This is a genomic window from Variovorax sp. V35, assembly GCF_041154465.1.
Lineage (GTDB): Bacteria > Pseudomonadota > Gammaproteobacteria > Burkholderiales > Burkholderiaceae_C > Variovorax > Variovorax boronicumulans.
Genome location: NZ_AP028666.1, coordinates 1,153,963 through 1,174,682 on the forward strand (window position 1 = coordinate 1,153,963; position 20,720 = coordinate 1,174,682).

At 69.7% G+C, this 20,720-nt stretch carries 17 protein-coding genes; 4 read left to right on the forward strand and 13 right to left on the reverse strand.

From position 1 onward, the window contains the following. Positions 1–10 precede the first annotated feature (10 nt). Positions 11–1,534 (forward strand): tripartite tricarboxylate transporter permease, encoded by a 1,524-nt coding sequence (locus tag ACAM42_RS05255; protein ID WP_369631321.1) that lies wholly within the window; start codon positions 11–13, stop codon positions 1,532–1,534. A gap of 47 nt (positions 1,535–1,581) precedes the next feature. On the opposite strand, the gene ACAM42_RS05260 is transcribed toward ACAM42_RS05255, so the two are convergent. Continuing rightward, on the reverse strand, positions 1,582–3,003 hold the full coding sequence (locus tag ACAM42_RS05260) for a PLP-dependent aminotransferase family protein (protein WP_354345536.1): 1,422 nt from the start codon (positions 3,001–3,003) through the stop codon (positions 1,582–1,584). A gap of 99 nt (positions 3,004–3,102) precedes the next feature. On the opposite strand from ACAM42_RS05260, the gene ACAM42_RS05265 reads away from it, so the two are divergent. Genes ACAM42_RS05265 through ACAM42_RS05275 form a run of 3 tightly spaced genes read left to right on the forward strand, consistent with a single transcriptional unit; the run spans position 3,103 to position 5,322 of the window. Continuing rightward, on the forward strand, positions 3,103–3,291 hold the full coding sequence (locus tag ACAM42_RS05265) for a DUF2970 domain-containing protein (RefSeq protein WP_056573062.1): 189 nt from the start codon (positions 3,103–3,105) through the stop codon (positions 3,289–3,291). Then, positions 3,291–4,016 (forward strand): cytochrome c, encoded by a 726-nt coding sequence (locus ACAM42_RS05270; RefSeq protein ID WP_369631322.1) that lies wholly within the window; start codon positions 3,291–3,293, stop codon positions 4,014–4,016. Before ACAM42_RS05265 ends, ACAM42_RS05270 begins: the two co-directional genes overlap by 1 nt. 7 nt (positions 4,017–4,023) lie before the next feature. Then, entirely contained in the window at positions 4,024–5,322 is a 1,299-nt protein-coding gene (locus ACAM42_RS05275; protein WP_369631323.1) for a cytochrome c, read from the forward strand. A gap of 21 nt (positions 5,323–5,343) precedes the next feature. Here ACAM42_RS05275 and ACAM42_RS05280 read toward each other — a convergent pair whose 3' ends face one another. The 12 genes from ACAM42_RS05280 to gspL all read right to left on the reverse strand — a co-directional run bounded on the left by ACAM42_RS05280 (position 5,344) and on the right by gspL (position 20,689). Continuing rightward, positions 5,344–6,780, reverse strand: coding sequence for an 8-oxoguanine deaminase (locus ACAM42_RS05280; RefSeq protein ID WP_369631324.1), 1,437 nt, complete (start codon positions 6,778–6,780; stop codon positions 5,344–5,346). After that, positions 6,777–8,192, reverse strand: a complete 1,416-nt coding sequence (locus ACAM42_RS05285) for a nucleobase:cation symporter-2 family protein (protein WP_369631325.1) — start codon at positions 8,190–8,192, stop codon at positions 6,777–6,779. Before ACAM42_RS05285 ends, ACAM42_RS05280 begins: the two co-directional genes overlap by 4 nt. A 119-nt stretch (positions 8,193–8,311) precedes the next feature. Further along, positions 8,312–9,214 (reverse strand): LysR substrate-binding domain-containing protein, encoded by a 903-nt coding sequence (locus ACAM42_RS05290; protein WP_095948271.1) that lies wholly within the window; start codon positions 9,212–9,214, stop codon positions 8,312–8,314. A 48-nt stretch (positions 9,215–9,262) separates the two neighbouring features. Then, positions 9,263–11,494: a phosphocholine-specific phospholipase C gene (locus tag ACAM42_RS05295; RefSeq protein ID WP_369631326.1), complete on the reverse strand. Its 2,232-nt coding sequence runs from the start codon at positions 11,492–11,494 to the stop codon at positions 9,263–9,265. Between the two features lie 32 nt (positions 11,495–11,526). Further along, positions 11,527–11,709, reverse strand: a complete 183-nt coding sequence (locus ACAM42_RS05300; protein ID WP_070060018.1) for a hypothetical protein — start codon at positions 11,707–11,709, stop codon at positions 11,527–11,529. A gap of 457 nt (positions 11,710–12,166) precedes the next feature. Further along, positions 12,167–13,066: a 5'-nucleotidase gene (locus ACAM42_RS05305; protein ID WP_070060017.1), complete on the reverse strand. Its 900-nt coding sequence runs from the start codon at positions 13,064–13,066 to the stop codon at positions 12,167–12,169. A gap of 22 nt (positions 13,067–13,088) precedes the next feature. After that, positions 13,089–14,333 carry a type II secretion system inner membrane protein GspF gene (gene gspF, locus ACAM42_RS05310; protein ID WP_369631327.1) on the reverse strand — a complete coding sequence of 415 codons (1,245 nt, stop codon included), beginning with the start codon at positions 14,331–14,333 and terminating at the stop codon, positions 13,089–13,091. A 9-nt stretch (positions 14,334–14,342) separates the two neighbouring features. After that, positions 14,343–15,734 carry a GspE/PulE family protein gene (locus tag ACAM42_RS05315; RefSeq protein ID WP_062472610.1) on the reverse strand — a complete coding sequence of 464 codons (1,392 nt, stop codon included), beginning with the start codon at positions 15,732–15,734 and terminating at the stop codon, positions 14,343–14,345. A gap of 27 nt (positions 15,735–15,761) precedes the next feature. Continuing rightward, positions 15,762–18,095: a type II secretion system secretin GspD gene (gspD, locus tag ACAM42_RS05320; protein ID WP_369631328.1), complete on the reverse strand. Its 2,334-nt coding sequence runs from the start codon at positions 18,093–18,095 to the stop codon at positions 15,762–15,764. A 7-nt stretch (positions 18,096–18,102) separates the two neighbouring features. Next, positions 18,103–18,906 carry a type II secretion system protein N gene (gene gspN, locus ACAM42_RS05325; protein WP_369631329.1) on the reverse strand — a complete coding sequence of 268 codons (804 nt, stop codon included), beginning with the start codon at positions 18,904–18,906 and terminating at the stop codon, positions 18,103–18,105. Between the two features lie 23 nt (positions 18,907–18,929). Continuing rightward, complete coding sequence (gene gspM / locus ACAM42_RS05330; protein ID WP_369631330.1) at positions 18,930–19,481, reverse strand: type II secretion system protein GspM; 552 nt, start codon at positions 19,479–19,481, stop codon at positions 18,930–18,932. Further along, positions 19,478–20,689, reverse strand: a complete 1,212-nt coding sequence (gspL, locus tag ACAM42_RS05335) for a type II secretion system protein GspL (RefSeq protein WP_159278469.1) — start codon at positions 20,687–20,689, stop codon at positions 19,478–19,480. The genes gspM and gspL overlap by 4 nt, the downstream gene beginning before the upstream one ends. Between the last annotated feature and the right edge of the window lie 31 nt (positions 20,690–20,720).

Here is a 20,720-nt window from a genome sequence, read left to right on the forward strand (position 1 = left end):
GGTCACGACCATGACGGAAGTCCTGAACAACCTGGCGTTCGGTTTCTCGCACGCCCTGACACTCCACAACCTGATGTACTGCGCCATCGGCTGCACGGTGGGCACGCTGGTCGGCCTGCTGCCGGGCCTGGGCCCGCTGGCCACCATCAGCCTGCTGCTGCCGCTGACGTACTCGATTCCCACCACCGGCGCGCTGATCATGCTGGCCGGCATCTACTACGGTGCGCAGTACGGCGACAGCGTGAGCGCGATCACGATGAAGATCCCGCATGCCAGCAGCATCGTGGCCTGCATCGACGGCTACGCGATGACGCTCAAGGGCCAGACGGGCCTGGCGCTGTTCACGGCCGGCTTCTCCAGCTTCATCGGCGGCACGGTCGCGATCCTGGTGCTGTCGTTCCTGGCGCCGACGCTGGGCGAGGTGGCCTTCCTGTTCGGCCCGGCGGATTACGTCGCGATGATGCTGGTGGGCTTCGTGTGCGTGAGCTTCGTGACCACGGGCAGCCTGCTGAACGGGCTGGCGATGTGCATGATCGGCGTGCTGCTGGGCACCATCGGCACCGACGTGAACAGCGGCATGGCGCGCTTCACGATGGACATGCCGTTCCTGACCGACGGCGTGGGCATCGTGAGCATTGCGCTGGGCTGCTTCGGCATCGCCGAGATCACGAAGAACCTCGACTCGCGCGAGGAGCGCTCGCCCTTCAACGGCAAGATCAACCTCATTCCGACCTGGGCGGAGTTCAAGCGGATCATTCCGAGCGCCTTGCGCGGCAGCGTGGTCGGCTCCATCCTGGGCATCCTGCCCGGCGGCGGCCCGACCATTGCGCAGTTCGCGGCGTACGCGCTGGACAAGAAGGTCAGCAAGTACAAGCACGAGATCGGCACCGGCTGCATCGAGGGCGTGGCCGGCCAGGCGGCGGCCGACGAGGCGGCGGCGCGCACGAGCTTCATTCCGCTCATGAGCATCGGCATTCCCGAGAACGCGGTGATGGCGCTGATGCTGGCGGCCTTCATCATCAAGGGCATCCAGCCGGGCCCGAACATGATCGCCAGCCACCCCGAGCTGTTCTGGGGCCTGGTGGCCAGCATGTGGATCGGCAACGTGTTCCTTCTGGTGCTGAACGTGCCGCTGGTGCGCTACTGGCTCTCGGTGTTCAAGATCCCGTACAGCGTGCTGTTCCCGTCGATCTTGTTCTTCTGCTGCATCGGCACCTACAGCGTGAACAACAACCTGCAGGACGTGTTCATCACCGCCGCGTTCGGCTTCATGGGCTACATGTTCATGCGGCTGGAGCTCGACGCCGCGCCGCTCATGCTGGGCTTCATCCTCGGGCCGATGCTCGAGGAGAACTTCCGCCGCGCGATGCTGCTCAGTCGCGGCAGCTTCGGCACCTTCGTCTCGCGGCCCATCAGCGGCACGCTGCTGGGGCTGATCGCGATCTTCGTGGTGTGGCAGCTGGTGGCGTTCGTGCTGCAGGCGCGCAAGAAGAGCGGGGCGCCGGCGACGGTGGCGCTGGAACCGCAGGAGTAGGTCGACAGGCCCGAACAACGCCCGCCCCTTCGGCGGGCGTTGTCGTTTCAGCTTGCTTCTTCTGCCACCAACCGCCCGAGCGTCTGCAGGGCCTGCTCGCTGTGCGCGTCCCACGCGTGGCCGTAGTTCAGCCGCAGGCAGTTGGCGAACGCGCGCGTGGCCGAGAAGATCGGCCCGGGCGCCACGCTGATGCCGCGCTCCAGCGCCAGGCGATGGATCTCCAGCGCATCCACCTGCGCCGGCAGCTCGACCCAGAGGAAGTACCCGCCCAGCGGCCGCGTGGCGCGCGTGCCCGCCGGGAAGTAGTGCCCCACGGCCTGCGTGAAGCTGGCCTGCTGCATCGCCAGCGTCTGGCGCAGCTTGCGCAGGTGCTTGTCGAAGCCGCCCTTCTCGAGGTAGTCGGCCAGCGCCAGCTGCGCGGGCACCGAGGTGCTGAGCGTGGTCGTGAGCTTCTGGCGTGCCACCTTGCGCGCGAAGCGCCCGGCCGAAGCCCAGCCGATGCGGTAGCCGGGCGCGAGGCTCTTGGAGAACGACGAGCAGTGCAGCACCAGCCCCTGCGTGTCGAAGGCCTTGGCCGGCGGCGGGCGGCGCTCGCCGAAGTACAGCTCGGCGTACACGTCGTCCTCGATCAGCGGCAGTTCGTGGCGCGCGAGCAGTTCGACCAGCGCCTTCTTCTTCGCGTCGGGCATGAGGCTGCCCAGCGGGTTCTGGAAGGTGGTCATGAGCCAGCAGGCGGTGGGCTTGTGCGCGGCGATGGCCTGCGCCAGCGCGTCGAGGTCGATGCCTTCGCCCGGGTGCGTCGGCACCTCGATGGCGCGCAGGCCCATGCGCTCGAGCGCCTGCAGCGCGGCATAGAAGGTGGGCGACTCGACGATCACCGCGTCGCCCGGCCGCGTCACGGCCGAGAGGCACAGGTTGAGCGCCTCGAGCGCGCCGTTGGTGACCACGATCTCCTCGGCGGGCACGGGCAGGCCGTCGGCCAGGTAGCGCAGCGCGATCTGGCGGCGCAGGGCCGCGCTGCCGGGCGTGAGGTCGTCCACGGTGCGCCACGGGTCGAGCGCCTTGGCGCTGGCCGCCATGAACTGGCCCAGCCGCGCCAGCGGAAACAGCAGCGGGCTCGGAAAGGCCGAGCCGAAGGGCACGACCTGGCGCGACATGCTGGCTTCGAGGATGTCGAACACCTGGTCGCTCACTTCGAGCGCGCGCGGGCCTTCGGCGGGGCGCGAGGTGAGGGTGGTCTCGGGCGGCGCGTCGCGCAGGCCGCCGCCGGCCACGTAGTAGCCCGAGCGGTCGCGCGCGCGCACCAGCCCGCGCGCCTCCAGCAGGTAGTAGGCTTGGAACACGGTGGAGGCGCTCACGCCGCGGCTGCTGCCCGTGTGGCGCACGGAGGGCAGGCGGTCGCCGGTCTTGAGGGTGCCGTTGCGGATCGAGGCTTCGATGTCCGAGGCCAGGGCTTCATAACGTTTCATCGGTGGGCCGTTGTCATTCGCGGGGACTCTAATCTGATATGGTGAATCGAGCTGGATCTGCATCTGTTTTTTTTGACCCGTTTGCGCGACAGTGGACCCATGTTCAATCTGATGCGCGCGGTGCGCGCCGTACTCTGGAGCTTCATCGGGCTGGGCGGCCGCCGGGCCGACGCCGACAAGCGGACCGCCCAGCTGGGCATCCTGCCGCTGATCGGCGTGGGGCTGTGCATGGCCTTGCTGCTGATCGCGGGCCTGCTGGCCCTGGCGCATTTCGCGGCAGGCACGTGATGAAGGCCGTGCTCCACCGGGCAGCGCTGGCCCTGGCGCTGCTGTTGCCGTTCGCGCCTGCGATGACGCGCGCAGCCACTACCACCGTGCCCGACACCATCGAGCAGCGCGTGGCCGCCTGCATCGCCTGCCACGGGCGCGAGGGCGCCACCACCAACGCCGGTTTCTTCCCGCGCCTGGCCGGCAAGCCGGCGGGCTACCTGTTCAACCAGCTCGTGAGTTTTCGCGACGGGCGCCGCTTCAACAGCGACATGACCTACATGGTCCAGCACCTGTCGGACGACTACCTGCGCGAGATGGCCGAGTACTTCGCCAACCTGTCGCTGCCGTACGCGGCGATCTCGCCGCAGAGCGACGCTTCGCCCGAGCAGTTGCGCCGTGGCCGCCAGCTGGCGCTCGAAGGCGATGCCGCGCGCCAGATCCCGGCCTGCGTGCAGTGCCATGGCGCGGCGCTCACGGGCGTGCAGCCGGCCATTCCGGGCCTGCTGGGCCTGCCGCGGCTGTATGTGTCGTCGCAGCTGGGCGCCTGGCTCACCAAGGAGCGCCATGCGCCCGCGCCCGACTGCATGGCGCAGATCGGCCAGCGCATGACCACCGCCGACATCAACGCCGTGGCCAGCTGGCTGGCCGTGCAGCCGATGCCGGCCGACACCCGCCCGGCGGCCTCGCTGCCCGCGCCGCTGCCCGTCACCTGCGGCGGCATGCCCACCGCGGCGAAACCCTGAGAACCCGATGACCGCGCGACTAAGACATTTCGGCTGGGCCCTGCTGGGCCTGGTCACCCTGGCGGCCGTGTTGGCCGGCGTCGTGCTGGCGCTGAACCTGCGCGGCGAAGACCCGCTGCCCGAACGCGCCGAAGCCTTCGAAGCCACGCCGCAGCTCGTCGAGCGCGGGCGCTACCTCGCGCTGGCGGGCAACTGCGCCGGCTGCCACACCACGCGCGGCGGCCAGCCCTATGCGGGCGGCGTGCCGCTCGAAACGCCGTTCGGCACCATCTACGCGACCAACCTCACACCCGATGCGACGCACGGCATCGGCGGCTGGAGCAGCGCGCATTTCTGGCGCGCCATGCACAACGGCCGCAGCAAGGACGGGCGCCTGCTGTACCCGGCCTTCCCGTACCCGAACTTCACGCAGGTCACGCGCGAAGACTCCGACGCCCTCTACGCCTACCTGCGCAGCGTGGCGCCCGCCACCACGGAAAACAAGGCGCACCGCCTGCGCTTCCCGTACGACACGCAGGCCGCGCTCGCGGTGTGGCGCGCGCTCTCGTTCAAGCCGCAGCCCTTCGTGGCGAACGCGAACAAGCCGGCCGAATGGAACCGCGGCGCCTACCTCGTGGGCGGGCTGGGCCATTGCATCGCCTGCCACGGCAGCCGCAACTCGCTGGGCGCGACCGAAACCAAGCTGGGGCTCTCGGGCGGCCTGATCGCGGTGGAGAACTGGTACGCACCCTCGCTGGCCGATCCGCACGAAGCGGGCGTGGCCGACTGGCCCGCGGCCGATGTCGTGGCGCTGCTCAAGTCGGGCACCTCCCCGCGCGGCTCGGTGATGGGCCCGATGGCCGACGTCGTGTTCCGCAGCACGCAGTACCTGAGCGACGCCGACCTGGGCGCGATGGCGATCTACCTGAAGGACCTGCCCGAGGCCGTGAAGCAAGACGCGCCCGAAGCAACGAAGGCACCTGTCGCCCCGCTGCGGCGCGACGCCGGCGCGATGGTGCGCGGCGCGAAGATCTACGACCAGCGCTGCGCCTACTGCCACGGCGACCAGGGCCAGGGCGCGGCCGGCGCCTACCCGCCGCTCGCGGGCAACCGCGCGGTGACGATGGCGCGGCCCACCAACCTGATCCAGGTGGTTGCGCACGGCGGCTTCCTGCCCGCGACGGCCGGCAACCCGCGCCCCTACGGCATGCCGCCGTTCGGGCACGCGCTCGACGCCACCGAGGTGGCCGAGGTGCTCACCTACATCCGCGGGTCGTGGGGCAACAACGCCGCGCCGGTCACGCAGCTGGACACCATGCGTCGCTGACGCGCACGGCGCACCGCTTTTTCAGGCGGTGTGTGGATGCCGCGCGCTGTCGTACAGCGTGCGCGCCAGGTCGCGGTGCGTGGCCAGCAGCGGCGCCAGCTCGAAGCCCGTGAAGCGCCCGTCGCGGATGCGGACCACGCCGTCGATCACGCTCAGCGCCGCCGCCACCGGTGTGCAGAACACCAGCGCCGCGACCGGGTCGTGCCAGGCGCCCGCGTGGTCCACGCCGCGCATGTCGAAGGCCACGAGGTCGGCCGACATGCCCGGTGCCAGCGCACCGATGTCGTCGCGCCCGAGCACGCGGGCGCCGCCGAGCGTGGCGATCTCCAGCGCCTCGCGCGCGGTCATGGCGGCGGGGCCGTAGCCCACGCGCTGCAGCAGCATGGCCTGGCGCGTTTCGCCCAGCATGTGCGCGCCGTCGTTCGACGCGCTGCCGTCCACGCCCAGGCCCACGGGCACGCCCGCGCGCCGCATGGCCCCGATGGGCGCGATGCCCGAGGCCAGCCGCATGTTCGAGCACGGGCAGTGCGCCACGCCGGTGCCGGTGCGCCCGAAGAGCGCGATGCCGGCGTCGTCGAGCTTCACGCAGTGCGCGTGCCACACGTCGTGGCCGACCCAGCCCAGGTCTTCGGCGTACTCGGCCGGCGTCATGCCGAACTTCTCGCGCGAGTAGGCGACGTCGTTGTCGTTTTCGGCCAGGTGCGTGTGCAGCGACACGCCGCGTGCGCGCGCCAGTTCGGCCGACAGTCGCATCAGGTCGCGCGACACCGAGAACGGCGAGCAGGGCGCCAGCACGATGCGGCGCATCGAATGGCGCGCGGGGTTGTGCCAGCGGTCGATGAGGCGCTCGCTGTCGCGCAGGATCGCGGCCTCGGTCTCCACCACCTCGTCGGGCGGCAGGCCGCCGGCGCTGCGGCCCACGCTCATGCTGCCGCGCGCCGCGTGAAAGCGCATGCCCATGGCGTCGGCCGCCTCGATCGAGTCGTCGAGCCGCGACCCGTTCGGGAACAGGTAGAGGTGGTCGCTGGTGGTGGTGCAGCCCGAGCGCATGAGCTCGGCCATGGCGGTCTGCGTCGACACGCGGATCATCTCGGGCGTGAGCCGCGCCCACAGCAGGTACAGGTTCGTGAGCCAGCCGAAGAGCTCGGCGTCCTGTGCCTCGGGCACGGCACGCGTGAGGCTCTGGTACATGTGGTGGTGCGTGTTCACCAGCCCGGGCATCACGACATGGCCGTGCATGTCGATGGCCTCGGCCTGGCCGCTGCGCAGCGCGTCGAGGTACGCCGCTGGCAGCTCGGCCGTGGCGCCCACCCAGGCGACGGCGGGGCCGTTCATCACCACGGCGCCGTCGGCGATCTCGCGCCGGGCCGCGTCCATGGTGACGAGCACGTCGGCGTGCCGGACGATCAGCAGCGGCGGACGCTGCGGCGAAGAGGACGAGGGGTTCTGGAAGGTCATTCGGTACCGTGCGAAGTGCGCGCCGCCATCGCGAAGGAACGTTCCTTCGACAGCACGCCGTTGTAGAAAAGATTGAGCAGCACCGCGGCCAGCGTGCCCAGCACGATGCCGCTGTGCGTCAGCGGATGGGTCCAGGCGGGGAAGTGCTGGAAGAAATTGGGCGACAGCGTGGGGATCAATCCGAGCCCGATGGAGATCGCGATCACGTACAGCGCGTGGCGGTTGTGCGCATAGTCGATCGCGCCCAGGATGCGCACGCCCGTGGCCGCCACCATGCCGAACATCACGATGCCCGCGCCGCCGAGCACGAACTGCGGCACCGAGGCCACGATGTGCGCGATCTTCGGAAAGAGCGCCAGCGCGATCAGCATCAGGCCACCGCCCGCCGCCACGTAGCGCGAGCGCACGCCCGTCACCGTGACCAGCCCCACGTTCTGCGAGAACGAGGTGTACGGAAAGGTGTTGAACACGCCGCCGATGACCGTGCCCAGCCCGTCGGCGCGCAGCCCGCGCGTGAGCGCGTCGGTCGTCACCTTGCGGCCGGTGATCTCGCCCAGCGCGAGGAACATGCCGGTCGATTCCACCAGCGTGATGAGCATCACGATGCACATCGAGGCGATGGCCGTGAGCTCGAAACGCGGCAGGCCGAAGTGGAAGGGCGTGGTCACGGCCATCCAGCTGGCTTCCTCGAGCCCGTCGAAGTGCATGCGCCCGAGCGCCAGCGACAGGCCCACGCCGAACACGATGCCCAGCAGCACCGCGATGTTGGCGATGAGGCCCTTGCCGAAGCGCGTGATCGCGATGATCACCGCCAGCACGGCTGCTGCAATCGCCAGGTTCACCGGCTCGCCGTAGGCCGGGTTGGCCACCGCGTGCGCCACGCCGTCGACCATGCGGGTCGCGGTGGGCTGGCCGCCGGCGGCCCAGTTGATGGCCACGCCCATGAGCGACACGCCGATCAGCGTGATGACCGTGCCCGTGACGAGCGGCGGAAACACGCCCAGCACGCGCCCCATGAGCGGCGCGACGAGCATGCCGAACACGCCCGCCACGATGGTCGCGCCGTAGATCGCGGGCAGGCCGAGCGAGGGGTCCATGCCGATGGCGATCATCGGCCCGACGGCCGCGAAGGTCACGCCCATCATCACCGGCATGCGAATGCCGAAGCGCCAGAAGCCGATGGCCTGCACCAGCGTGGCGATGCCGGCGGCGAACAGGTCGGCGTTGATGAGGAACGCGATGTCGGCCTTCGAGAGGCCGAGCGCGCCGCCCACGATGAGCGGCACGGCCACCGTGCCGGCGTACATCACGAGCACGTGCTGCAGGCTCAATGCGCCGCAGCGGGCGAGCGGAAGCTTCTGGTCGACCCCTTCGCCGTCTCCTGCGGGGGTCTTTTTATCGTTCGAGAACATGGGAACCTTTCCTGCCGATGAACCGGCGCGGCAGTCTAGGAGCGATGTCTTTGCCCATGCAAAGTCAATAAATGACGCGCCCTGTGCACAAAAAGTGGACGGTCATTCAGGGGCGAATTTCAGGGCGCCAGCAGGTCGTCCAGGCAGGCCACGACATGGTTCGCGAACAGCTCGGCCGCCGCGCTCGGCGCCTGCGCGGCGCGGGTCTCGAGCGTGAGCGTCTGCGCGCGCAGCGTGGTGTCGCGCAGCGGCACGAAGACGAGGCTGCCGTCGTTGCGCTCCTCGTCCACGTCCAGGCGATTGAGCAGCGTGATGCCGCCGCCGTCGCGCACCAGCCGGCGCATCAGCGCCGTGGAGGTGGTCTCGACCACGGGCGACACGCGGATGGCCGAGCGCTCGAAGGCGGCATCGAGGATCGGGCGGATCGACAGCGAAGGCGCGGGCAGGATCAGCGGATAGCCCACGCACTCCGCCAGCAGCGCGGTCGCATGCGCCGTGAGCGGATGGCCCGGCGGCACCACCGCGCCGATCGGCCACTCGCTGCTGAACAGCGTGCGAAAGCCGGCCGTGCCGGGCACGTCGTAGGCCAGTGCCAGGTCGGCGTCGCCTTCGGCCACGCTGCGCAGCACGGCCGCGATGGGCAGGCCCAGCAGCTTGAGCTGGATGCCCGGGTGCGCGGCGCGAAAGCGCTGCACCACGGCCGGCAGGAAGGCGTCGGCCAGGCCGGCCGTGGTGGCCAGCGTGACCTCGCCCTGGCGCAGGCCGCGCACGTCCTCGATGCGCTGGCGCACGAGGTCGAACTCGCGCAGCGTGCCGCGCGCATGCGCCAGCACGATCTCGCCCACGGGCGTGAGCTTGAGCGTGTTGTGGATGCGCTCGAACAGCGGCGCGCCCAGCTCTTCCTCGAGGTTGAGGATCTGGCGGTTGACGGCCGTGGGCACCACGTGCAACTGCTCGGCCGCCTTGCGGATCGAGCCCGCGCGAACCACTTCGACGAAGTACCGGATGACCTTGGCGTGCATGAATTCCCCCGCGCCGCTGGCGGGCGCGGGGGGATCATGCCTACGTCTTCAGAGGTCGGGCAAGCCCATCGCCGGATCGCTGACCGTGTGCTTGCCGGTTTCCACGCGGCCGGCGAAGCGGCGATAGAAGGCCGGGTCGCTGTCGCAGGTGACGGCGAAGTCGTACCACTGGCCGCTGGCGGCCAGCTCCCAGTGCTGCTCGGCCTGGGCCCCGCCGTTCACCGTCGCGTTCCACGGGCCGTCGTCGCGGTAGGCCTTGGCACGCACCGTGAACTTGCACGCGGCCTTGCCGTCGTTGCGCATCTGCAGGTAGACGTTGCCGTTGGCGATGTCGTAGCAGACACGCACCTCGGGCGCGGCCACGCCGCCGGCGCGCAGGCGGTTGAGGTCGCCCTTGAAGTGGCGGTGGTAGCCGTTGGGGCCGAGCACCCAGAGGTCGTATTGGCCGGCGTCGTCAGTGGCCGCCGTCCATGCGTCGTCGAGCTGCTTGCCGGCTTCCACCACGTAGCGGCGCGGCAGGCGGGCATCCAGGTGGAGCTTGTCGTAGACATGGAAGACGGCCGCGGCCTTGCCGGTGTTGGAGAACAGCAGCTGGACCTTGCCGCTGGTGACATCGGCGCGCGCACTCGTGTGCAACTCGTAGGGCAGGGCGCGCGAGGGCCGCGTGCCGGTGGCCTGGCGCGGCATTTGCGGGTCGATCGGCAGCGGGACCGCGCCCAAGGCCTCCTGGGCCAGGCGCAGATTTTTTGTGTCGTCCTTCGTCGTGCGCCCCGCCAGCGTGGGCAGCACTTCCGTGTTGGGCGTCGCGAAGTTGAAGGCGCTCGTGAGGTCGCCGCACACCGCGCGACGGAAGGGCGAGATGTTGGGCTCCTTCACGTCGAAGCATTCCTCGATGAAGCGGATGACCGAGGTGTGGTCGAACACCTGCGAGTTGACCCAGCCACCGCGGCTCCATGGCGAGATCACGTACATCGGCACACGCGGGCCCGGACCATAGACCAGACCGTCCCCGTTCGCGGGGTACATCGCGTTCGAAACCGACTTGTGCGTGAAGTACTCGTAGCCCATGTCTGCATCGGACAGCGTGGTTTTGCCTGCGAGAAGGCTGCTGCCGGGGGTGGCGGGGCTGATCAACGACGGGGCCGAGGGCGAAGGCACGTGGTCGAAGTTGCCGTCGTTCTCATCGAAGTTGACGATGAGCACCGTCTTGCTCCACACCTCGGGAGAGGCGGTGAGTGCATCCAGCACCTCCTGCGTGTACCAGGCACCCTCTGCGGGGCTGGACGGGCCCGGATGCTCTGAATACTGGGCAGGTGCGACGATCCACGACACCTTCGGCAATGTCTTGCTCAGGATGTGCTGCTTGAAGGTCTCCAGAAAGCCGCCGTCGGGCATCGTGTTGGAGATGCCCTTGTAGAGCGGGTTGTAGAACGGGCTCTTTTCATCATCGTAGACGGGCTTGTAAGGGCCTGGCGTCGCCGTGTTCTCGTCGACCATGTTCTTCTCGTTGGCCTTGCGATAGTTCTTGAAGCCGGCGAGCGGGTTGTCCGTGAAGTTGTCGGGCAGGTTCTGGTAGACGAACCAGGAGACTTTTTTCTCCTGCAGGCGCTCGGGGAAGGTCTTCCAATCCAGCGCATCTGCAGAGGAGCCGAGGCCGTCCCAGGTGTTGTCTACGGATGCGACACCGGCGACGCCCGTGGCCGTCTGGCCCGAGGGGCCGTTGGTGCCCGTCCAGTGGAACAACCGGTTTGAGTTGGTGCCTGTGTGCATGCTGCAGTGGTAGCCGTCGCACACAGTGAATGCATTGGCCAACGAGAACTGATACGAGAGCTCGGCATTCGAGAGATAGCCCATCGCCAGCGATGTCTTGAACGTCGGCCACTGGCTCATTCTTCCGTTGTCCCAGGCGGGTTGGGCGTCTTCCCATCGATGCGGCGTCTGGCCTGCACGTTGCGCATTGCCCTTTTTCTGGTCGAGGTGGTAGGGCAGAACAAGCTTGCCCGTCGCGTCCTGCTGCTGCCAGACGTTGCGTCCCTTGGACAGCGGAATCGTGAAGCGATCGCCGAAGCCACGCACGCCCATCAGCGTACCGAAGTAGTGGTCGAACGAGCGGTTCTCCTGCATCAGGATGACGATGTGCTCGACGTCCTTGATGGTGCCGGTCTTGTTGTTCGCAGGAATGGCGAGGGCGCGGCGGATGCTCGGCGGGAAGGCCGAGAGCGCGAGGGCGGCAGCGCCAGTGGTGGCGGTGCCCGTGAGGAATTTGCGGCGTGAATTCATGGTCTTGTCGTGGGATGTCATGTGTTCGCGTGTCACGGTGCGCAGCGCATCTCGGGCTTCACGCCGGTTTCGGGTTGGGGCTGCGGGGGCGGCGTGGTAACGGGCGGAAAGCCGGCGAAGCCGCCGCCGTTGTCGCTGCCGCCGCAGGCTGACAGCGTGCAAGCCAGGATGAAGGCGGCCAGCAGCCGCGTGGGGAGCGAGGCTTGAACAAGCATGGGGTGATCCTCTCTTTGTGATGTCGTGGAGATCGGGGGTGATCAGGGCGCGAGCGCGAAAAGCGGCTGGCCCGATGTGCGCACCGGACAGGCGACAAGACTAGGGAGAACCCGTTACTCGGCAGTGAACGAGCGATGACAGTGGGACGAAACGCGTGTGACAACGCGCTGGTCTTTGAGGTTGCTAGAGAAGGACTGTGGCGTGTGCACAGGACACCGGGTACTCCCCTCCGCGAATGTCCTCCGGCCTGCGGCCTCCCCCTTAATTTCGCTGCGGGGAGTACCCAGTGCCCTGCGCACGAGGGCACGTTGCTGGTGTGCGGCTGGCCAACGACCGCACGGCCCATCGATTACGTCGATGGGGTGCCTTGCGCAGCGAAATAAAGGGGGAGCCCGAAGGGCGGAGGACATTCGCGGAGCAAGGTGCCCCGTCGGCGTGATCGCGCCCTGAACAGCGTCAGGGCTCGTTGCTGATGCCACTCGATACATGCCCCGCAGGCACATGCCGCGAGGCTGCGTCGACGTGACCGGTCTGGTCGTCGAAGAAGAAGTCGGGCTCGAACTCGCGCAGGAACTCGCCCTTGGGCAGGCCGCCGAGGAACATCGCTTCGTCGACGCGGATGTTCCACTTCATGAGCGTGCGGATCGCGCGCTCGTGTGCCGGCGCGCTGCGCGCCGTGACCAGTGCGGTGCGGATGCGCATCTGCGCATTGCCCGCCATCTGCAGGCGGTGCAAGGCCATCAGCAGCGGCTTGAACGGGCCTTCGGGCAGGGGCAGGTCGGCCTTGCTGAGTTCGTGCGCCTGGAAGGCATCGAGGCCCTCGGCCTGGAACACGCGCTCGGCCTCGTCGCTGAAGAGAACGGCGTCGCCGTCGAAGGCGATGCGCACTTCGTTCGGCCACGCGTCGCTGGCTTTCACCGATTCGACCAGCACGCGCGCGGCGGGAAAGCCAGCGGCGAGTGCCTCGCGCACGTCTTGCGCGTTGACCGACAGGAACAGGTGCGCGCGCAGCGGGCGCAAATAGCCGAAGGGCGGGCGGCCCTGGGTGAACACGCCGCGCTGCAGCTTGATGTCGGCCGCTGCGCTCGACTTGAAGATGCGCATGCCCGACACCGGGTCGTTGCGCGAAAGAATGACCACCTCGACGCGCTGCACGCCGTCTTCGTTGAAGCGCAGCAGCTTGCGGATCAGCGACGACGCGATGCCGGGGGCGGCCGGTTCGTCGATGCGGTCGAGCTGCAGCTTCATGTAGCCCTCGTTGTCGCCGGCCTCGAAGATCTTGTTTTCTTCTTCGAGGTTGAAGAGGGCCCGCGAGGAGATCGCGACCACGAGTTTGTCTTCGAGCGTTACGGGCATGTGAGGGGCTCCCCGTCCGTCGTCACTTGACGAACTGATTGAGCTGGATGATAGGCAGCATGACGGCCAGCACGATGAGCATCACCACGCCGCCCATGGCGACGATGAGCAGCGGCTCCAGGATGGTGGCCAGATGCATGGCGCGGCGCTGCACTTCGGCGCCGAGTTGGTTGGCGGCGCGTTGCAGCATCACGGGCAGCGTGCCGGTCTGTTCGCCCAGGCGCGCGAACATCGACACCAGCCCCGGGAAGCGTTTTTTCTGCGCCAGCGCCGAGGCCAGCGGCGCGCCTTCGCGCACCAGCACCAGCGCGTCGAGCGCGTCGGCGCGCATGGCGCGGTTGCCCAGCGTTTCGGAGGCGGCCTGCAGCGCGCGCAGGATCGGCACGCCGGCCGTGGCCAGCATGGCGAGCGTGCTGGCGAAGCGCGCCGCGTTGTAGCCGCGCGCGAGCTTGCCGACCAACGGCAGCTTGAGCCAGGCGGCATCGAACTTGAGGCGGAAGGCCTCCTGCGCCAGCGCGATGCGCGCACCGATGGCCGCGATCACCACGGCGCCCAGCATCCACCAGCCGTAGTTGCGCACGGCCGCGCTCAGCGACAGCATCACGGTCGTGAGGAAGGGCAGCGAGCGCTTGGTGCCCGCGAACACCTGCGCCACCTGCGGCACCACGTAGCTCACGAGGAAGATCACGATGACGATCGCGACCAGCGTGACGATGGCCGGGTACAGCGCCGCGCCGATCAGCTTCTGCTGCAGCACCTGGCGCTCTTCGAGGTCGTCGGCCAGGCGCTCGAGCACGAGCCCGAGGTTGCCGCTTTGCTCGCCGGCGCCGATCACGGCGGTGTAGATGGGCGAGAACTCGCGCGGGTGCGCCGACAGCGCGCGCGCAAAGGGCGAGCCCGCGTTGACCTCGGCGCGCAGCGAGGCGACGAGGTTGCGCTGCGGTTCCGATTCGGCTTCGTCGGTGAGGGCCGTGAGTGCGCGTTCCAGCGGCAGGCCGGCCGAGATGAGGCCGGCGAGCTGGCGCGTCCACACGGCGAGGTTCGTCGAGTTGAAGACCCGCTTGCCACCGCCGAGCCAGCGCGTGAGCGTGCTGCTTGCGCTGCCGCCACCGCCGGCCGCATCGCCGCCGCCGACCGGCTTGACCGACAGCGGAATGAGCGCCTGCGCCCGCAGCAGGCCGCGTGCGGCGCGTGCGGTGTCGGCCTCGAGCACGCCTTCGCGCGACTGGCCGCTGGCATCGATGGCTTCGAAGGAATAGGCGGGCATCGCGGGTCGCTACTCGCGGGTGACGCGCAAGAGTTCGGCGCGCGAGGTGATGCCGGCCTGCACCAGCCGTTCACCGTCTTCGCGCATGGAGCGCAGGCCGCCGCGCGCGCCGGCTTCGAACAGTGCGCTCTCGGCGGCCTTGCCGTGGATGAGTGCCTGCACCTCGTCGTCGGCCACCAGCAGCTCGAAGATGCCGGTGCGGCCCTGGTAGCCGGTCTGGCCGCAGGCCTCGCAGCCCGCGCCGCCGCAGGCGGTGCAGACCTTGCGCACGAGCCGCTGGGCCAGCACGCCGAGCAGCGACGAGCTCAGGAGGAAGGGCTCCACGCCCATGTCGGTCAGGCGCGTGACGGCGCTCACCGAATCGTTGGTGTGCAGCGTGGCCAGCACGAGGTGGCCGGTGAGCGAGGCCTGGATGGCGATCTGCGCGGTTTCGAAGTCGCGGATTTCGCCGATCATGATCACGTCGGGGTCCTGCCGCAGGATGGCGCGCAGGGCCTTGGCGAAGGTGAGTTCGATCTTGGCGTTGATCTGCGTCTGGCCCACGCCCGGCAGCTCGTACTCGATCGGGTCTTCCACCGTCATGATATTGCTGCGGCTCGCATCGAGGCGGGCCAGCGCGGCGTACAGCGTGGTGGTCTTGCCCGAGCCCGTGGGGCCGGTCACGAGGATGATGCCGTGCGGCTGCGCAATGAGCTTTTCGAAGCGCGCCAGCGAGTCGCCCTGCATGCCGACCGATTCGAGCGTGAGCTTCGATTCGCTCTTGTCCAAAAGGCGCAGCACGGCGCGTTCGCCGTGCGCGCTGGGCAGCGTCGACACCCGCACGTCGACCGCGCGCGTGCCGATGCGCAGGCTGATGCGCCCGTCCTGCGGCAGCCGCTTCTCGGAGATGTCGAGGTCGGCCATGATCTTCAGGCGCGAGATCAGCGCGGCGTGCAGCGCGCGGTTGGGCTGCACCACCTCGCGCAGCGTGCCGTCGATGCGAAAGCGCACCGACGACGTGCGCTCGTAGGGCTCGATGTGGATGTCGCTGGCGCCGTCGCGCGCGGCCTGCGTGAGCAGCGCGTTCAGCATGCGGATGATGGGCGCGTCGCCGGCGCTGGCCAGCAGGTCTTCGACGGCCGGCAGCTCCTGCATCATGCGCGAGAGGTCGGCGTCGTTCTGCACTTCGCTGACCACCGCGGCGGCGCTCGATTCGCCCTGGGCGTAGGCGGCGCTGATGCGCTGCGCGAGCGGGCCGTCGTCGAGCACCTCGAAGGCCTGCACGCCGTACTTGCGGGTCACTTCACCGACCGCGCTGCGTGCCGGGTGGGAAGACATCCACAGCGTGTGGCGGCCGTCGTCCGTGGCTTCGAGCAGCAGTTGCTGGCTGCGTGCGAACGCGTAGGGCAGGGGATAGCGCATGGGGGGCTGGCGTGTGCGGGACGGGGCTCAGGGCAGCTCGCGCGAGCTGGTCGGGTCGGCGGTGGGCGGCAGCGCGCCACGCAGCGGGCTGGGCGCGAGCCGGCGGTTGTCGGTGGCGGGGCGCGGCGGCGGGATCAGCTGCGTGCCTTCCATGCGGGTCTCGCTGGTCTTCTTGCCGCTGTCGCTGCTGTTGAGGCGGTTGATGCGCACCAGCGGCGCCTCGGGCAGCACGGGCGCCGAGTCGACACCGCGCAGCATGATGTTGTCGGTGTTGGGCTGCGTGCGCTGCTGCATGCCGCGGATCTCGTCGTAGCGGTCGTAGGCGAAGGCTTCGGTGGAGGCGCCGTCGCGCATCACGGCGGGGCGCAGGAACATCATGAGGTTGCTCTTGTCGCGCGTGCGCACCTCGTTCTTGAACAGGTTGCCGAGCACGGGGATGTCGCCGGCCACGGGCACCTTCTCGACGGTGTTGCCGTAGTTGTCCGACAGCAGGCCGCCGAGCATCACGAGGCCGCCGTCTTCCACCAGCACACTCGACTCGATGGAGCGCTTGTTGGTGGTCGGGCCATTGGGGTCCTTGGCCGTGTTCTGGTCGACCGTGGAGGTCTCCTGGAAGATGGTCATCTTCACGGTGCCGTTCTCGTTGATGGTCGGGCGCACGCGCAGCGTGAGGCCCACGTCCTTGCGCTCCACCGTGGTGAACGGGTTGATGCCGACCGAGCCCGAGGTGCTGGCGTACTGGCCGGTCACGAAGGGCACGTTCTGGCCGATGACGATCTTGGCTTCTTCGTTGTCCAGCGTCAGCAGGTTGGGCGTGGACAGCACGTTGGCGTCGCCGTCGCTGTTGAAGAAGTTGGCAATGGCGCCCAGGATGTACTGGCCGCCGATCTTGCCGGCGATGCCCAGGTTCAGGCCGGTGGACGGGCGGATGCCGGCCACGTCGCGCGTGGCCAGGGCCTGCGTGAGCGCCAGGATGTTGGCGCTGGCCAGGCTGGAGTTGGTGCCGATGACGGCGTTGTTGCCCAGCGCGCTTTGCCACTGCACGCCGAAGTTGGCGGCCTTCTTGGCGCTGACTTCGACGATGAGCGCCTCGATCATCACCTGCGCGCGGCGGCCGTCGAGCTTGTCGATCACGGCGCGCATCTGGCGGTACTGCGGCTCGGGCGCGGTGATGATCAGCGAGTTGGTGCTCGGGTCGGCCTGGATCTGGCCGCCGGTGGACGGCTGGTTGGCGTTGTTCAGCGGCGCGTTGGCGGCGGCCGAACCGCCGCCCTGGGTGTTGTTGCCGCCGAAGCTGGCTTGCGTCATCGGCATGCTGGCCGGCGGCACCGACGAACCGGCGCTGCCCGCGGCGCCGGGCGCGCCCGGCACCTGCGACTGCTGCTGGCTCGCGGCCATCGCGGCGCGCAGCGTGGCCGCCAGGCGCACCGCGTCGGCGTTCTTCAGGTAGACCACGTAGATGTTGCCGGCCGCGCCGTTGCTGCTTTCGGCTGGCGCACGGTCGAGCTTCTCGACCAGCGTGCGCACGAGTTGCGCGCGCGCGGGGTTGGCGGCGCGCAGGATCAGCGAGTTGCTGCGCGGGTCGGCCATCAGCGTGGTGCGGAACGAGGCGTCGGCACCGCCCGGTGCGGCCGCGCCCGGCGCACCCGCACCGCCGCCTTCGACCAGCCGCGTGACCAGCGGCACCATGTCGGTGGCCACCGAATGCTTGAGCTGGATGACTTCGATGTCGGACGCGTTGGGCACGTCGAGCGACGCGATGATGCGCGCCAGCCGGCGCATGTTGTCGGCGTAGTCGGTGATCACGAGCGAGTTGTTGCCCGGGTTCACGTTGATGGTGTTGTTCGGCGGAATCAGCGGGCGCAGCACCGGCAGCAGGCTGTTGGCCGACTCGTAGTTCAGGCGAAAGATCTGCGTGACGATCTGGTTGCCCGCGGCCGCGCTGGCGCCGCCGATGGAGGTGTTGACGGTGCTGGTCTGCAGCTTGGCGTCGGCCTCGGGCACCACCTTGTACAGGCCGTCGGCTTCCACCACCGCGAAGCCCTGCAGGCGCAGCGCGGCGGCAAACTGGTTGAAGGCGGCGGCCGGCGCCAGCGGGCGGTCGGTGACTAGGTTCATGGTGCCCTTGACGCGCGGGTCGACCACCACGTCGCGCCCCGTGACCACGGCCATGGTGCGGGCCACGGCTTCGATGTCGGCGGCGGCAAAGTTCAGCGTGATCGGTTCGCCGCGCCGCGGGGCGTCGCCGGTCTGTGCGTAGGCGGCCGGCAAGACCGGCACGAACGACGCCGCGATCAGCAGGCGTACCGCGAGCGCGACGAGGCCGGGGCGGGCGCCGGACGAGGACAGAGGCTTCTTCATGGTCGGATCAACCCAGGGTGATGATCGAGCGCGCACCGTCGCGCCGCCCGATGATGTTCAACAAATTGGAAAGTGCGTCTTCGCGGCCCGGTGCCGCGCTGGCTTCGCCGTTGAAGCGCAACGCGGTGCCGCTCCAGTCGCCGCTGCCGTTCAGTTCGAGGCTGCCTTCGCGCGTGCTCAGCAGCAGCGTGGGGCGCGTGCCGCCTTCGAGCGACAGGCGGTAGCTGCCCATCGGCCGCAAGGTCGACAGGGCGGACGACACATCGGTGGCGTCGAGCGTGGCCTGGCCCTCGATGCGCAAGGCGGGGCCGTCCCACTGCATGGCGAAGGCGCGGGTGTTGAGGTCGAGCGCGCCTTCGAGCTTGAGCGTGTTCCAGGGCGCGCCCAGGCCGGTGAGCAGCGTGGCGGGCCAGCGCGAGCGGGCGTCCTGCCAGACGAGCTGCAGGCCGTTGGCGCGCGGGCTGGCCTGCAGGCCGAGCGGTTGCGCCGCGCAGCAGGAGAGGTCGAGGCGTGCCGAGAGACCGCGCCAGTTCGGCCACATGCGCCAGTTCAACAGGCCCGGCAGCGAGACGGCCTGCGTGCCGCCGGCGCCGCTGGCGAACACGACGGCGGCGGTGCCGTTCCAGACCGTGCCGCGCGGGTTGACCAGCAGCAGGCGGCCTTGCGTCCAGCCCGAGAGCGCCGAGGCCAGCCAGCGCGCTGGCGCGAACAGCACGACCGCCACCAGCATGCCGGTGGCGGCGCCGAGCACGGCCCAGCGCCAGCTGCCGCGGCGCGGCTGGAGGTCGGGGACCGGGGGACGTCTCGCCATGCCGTGCGGTGCGTGGGGCTGCTTCAGCGCGGGGCGGGCAGCGCCATCACGAGCGTGCCGTCCCAGCGGGGTTGCGGAGGTTGGTCGGGCGTGGCGGGCGCGGGCTTGGCGCCTGGCGGCGGCGGTGCGACGGGCGCGCGCGTCAGGTGCACTTCGCGCGGCACGGCGTGGGCATTGCCGCGCGCCTGTGCGAGCCATTGCGCCAGGTTCTGGGCGGGCGCGCCGCGCAGCGTGACGGTGGCGGCGCCGTCGCCACCGGCCGTCATGAGCTGGGCGTTCGTGACGCCCAGGCCGTCGCGCACCGAGCTTTCGAGCGCGCGCAGGGCGTCGTCGCGTGCCAGGCGCGGTTGCGACTGCAGCGCCTTCGCGCGGTTCTGCAAGGTGGCCATCTGCTGGAGCTGGGCGTCGAGCCGTGCGTGTTCGGCCGGGGCCGCGGCCAGCGTGCGCAGCGCGGGGGCGAGCGCGATCCACCAGAGCAAGGCCAGTGCCACCAGCACGACGGCGCCGATGACGAGGCGGCGCTCGCGCATCCCGAGGACGGCCCAGCGGGCCTTGAGTTGTTCGCTGAAGTTCATCGGTTGGCCTCGGCCTGCACCAGCAGCAGGTCGCCTTCGGTGCGCACCTGGTAGCCGCGCGGCGACAGCGCGGCGGTGATCTGCGTGACCTCCTGCGGCTGCAGCCCGAGGCCACGCAGGCGCAACTGGCCGGCGCTGAAGTCGATGGCGCTCGGCGAGCGCCCGGGCGGCAGGGCGGTGGCGATGGCGCCGACCATGGGTTCGAAATCGCTCGGTGCCACGTCGCCCACGGCCTGCTGCAGCGCGGCCACCTCGCGGCCCATCTGCAGCGGCGCGTCGACCACGATCTTCACCGAGGGAAAGGTCTGCGTCAGGATGGCGCGCGTGGCCTGGCGCTTGGACTCGAGCGCGTTGCGCTCCTTCCAGGCCCAGGCGTTCAGGCCGATGAGCTGGGTCAGCAGCAGCACCACGACGCCCCAGCGCGCGGCGCGCCATTCGGGCGCGAAGCGCAGGGTTTGAAGCACCGAGGCGAACTTCTTGCCGGCGCGCGCGCGGCCCGTCACGGCGAGGTCGAACTGCGCGAGCTCCCAGGGCGTGCGCGTGGCGTGCAGCCAGCGCTGCGGCGCCTGCACGATCGGCACGCGGCGCTGCAGCAGGTGCTCGGCGGCTTCGGCCACGGCGGGTTCGGTGGTGATGACGGCGGTGTCCAGCGGCAGGCCGTTCGACAGGGCCAGGCCCGCGCCGGCCAGCGGCAGCGAGACCACGCCGTCGCCGTCGCAGACCGTGAGCTGCGGCGCCTCGGGCTCGCCCGTGACCTGCAGCAGCGGCGGCGCGTCGGCCGGCTGCGGCGTGAATTCGGGAACGATGCGCACGACGCGCCGACCGGCGGCTTCGAGCCCTTGCACGACGCTGCGCAGCCAGATGCGGTTGCAGGCCGCGACCCACACCGGCTCGCCGGCCTTGGCGTCGGGCGCGAGCGCGAAGTGCAGGGCTTCCGGGTCATCGAGCAGGTGTTCTTCGAGCAGGCCGTCGAGCACGGCGCGCAGCTTCGAGGTGCTGCCCATGCTGCCTTTGGGCAGCGTGACGCGGTGCCACGAGAGCGCTGAGGACGGGATGCCGAGCGTGACCTCGGGGCCCGACGGCAGCAGCGTCAGCAGCGCGCGGCCCTGGTCGCGCAGGGCGATGCCGTCCTCACCGGCCTGGGCCCAGTCGTACTCGCCCGCGGCATCGGCCGGAGGGAGGGGGGCAAGGAGCAGCAGCGGGGTCATGTCGGGGGGTGTCGGAAAAGCCGGTGATTGT

Coding starts and splice junctions, on each gene's coding strand:
- ACAM42_RS05255 (WP_369631321.1), top strand. CDS start 11: ATGACGGAAGTCCTGAACAACCTGGCGTTCGGTTTCTCGCACGCCCTG.
- ACAM42_RS05260 (WP_354345536.1), bottom strand. CDS start 3,003: ATGAAACGTTATGAAGCCCTGGCCTCGGACATCGAAGCCTCGATCCGC.
- ACAM42_RS05265 (WP_056573062.1), top strand. CDS start 3,103: ATGTTCAATCTGATGCGCGCGGTGCGCGCCGTACTCTGGAGCTTCATC.
- ACAM42_RS05270 (WP_369631322.1), top strand. CDS start 3,291: ATGAAGGCCGTGCTCCACCGGGCAGCGCTGGCCCTGGCGCTGCTGTTG.
- ACAM42_RS05275 (WP_369631323.1), top strand. CDS start 4,024: ATGACCGCGCGACTAAGACATTTCGGCTGGGCCCTGCTGGGCCTGGTC.
- ACAM42_RS05280 (WP_369631324.1), bottom strand. CDS start 6,780: ATGACCTTCCAGAACCCCTCGTCCTCTTCGCCGCAGCGTCCGCCGCTG.
- ACAM42_RS05285 (WP_369631325.1), bottom strand. CDS start 8,192: ATGTTCTCGAACGATAAAAAGACCCCCGCAGGAGACGGCGAAGGGGTC.
- ACAM42_RS05290 (WP_095948271.1), bottom strand. CDS start 9,214: ATGCACGCCAAGGTCATCCGGTACTTCGTCGAAGTGGTTCGCGCGGGC.
- ACAM42_RS05295 (WP_369631326.1), bottom strand. CDS start 11,494: ATGAATTCACGCCGCAAATTCCTCACGGGCACCGCCACCACTGGCGCT.
- ACAM42_RS05300 (WP_070060018.1), bottom strand. CDS start 11,709: ATGCTTGTTCAAGCCTCGCTCCCCACGCGGCTGCTGGCCGCCTTCATC.
- ACAM42_RS05305 (WP_070060017.1), bottom strand. CDS start 13,066: ATGCCCGTAACGCTCGAAGACAAACTCGTGGTCGCGATCTCCTCGCGG.
- gspF (WP_369631327.1), bottom strand. CDS start 14,333: ATGCCCGCCTATTCCTTCGAAGCCATCGATGCCAGCGGCCAGTCGCGC.
- ACAM42_RS05315 (WP_062472610.1), bottom strand. CDS start 15,734: ATGCGCTATCCCCTGCCCTACGCGTTCGCACGCAGCCAGCAACTGCTG.
- gspD (WP_369631328.1), bottom strand. CDS start 18,095: ATGAAGAAGCCTCTGTCCTCGTCCGGCGCCCGCCCCGGCCTCGTCGCG.
- gspN (WP_369631329.1), bottom strand. CDS start 18,906: ATGGCGAGACGTCCCCCGGTCCCCGACCTCCAGCCGCGCCGCGGCAGC.
- gspM (WP_369631330.1), bottom strand. CDS start 19,481: ATGAACTTCAGCGAACAACTCAAGGCCCGCTGGGCCGTCCTCGGGATG.
- gspL (WP_159278469.1), bottom strand. CDS start 20,689: ATGACCCCGCTGCTGCTCCTTGCCCCCCTCCCTCCGGCCGATGCCGCG.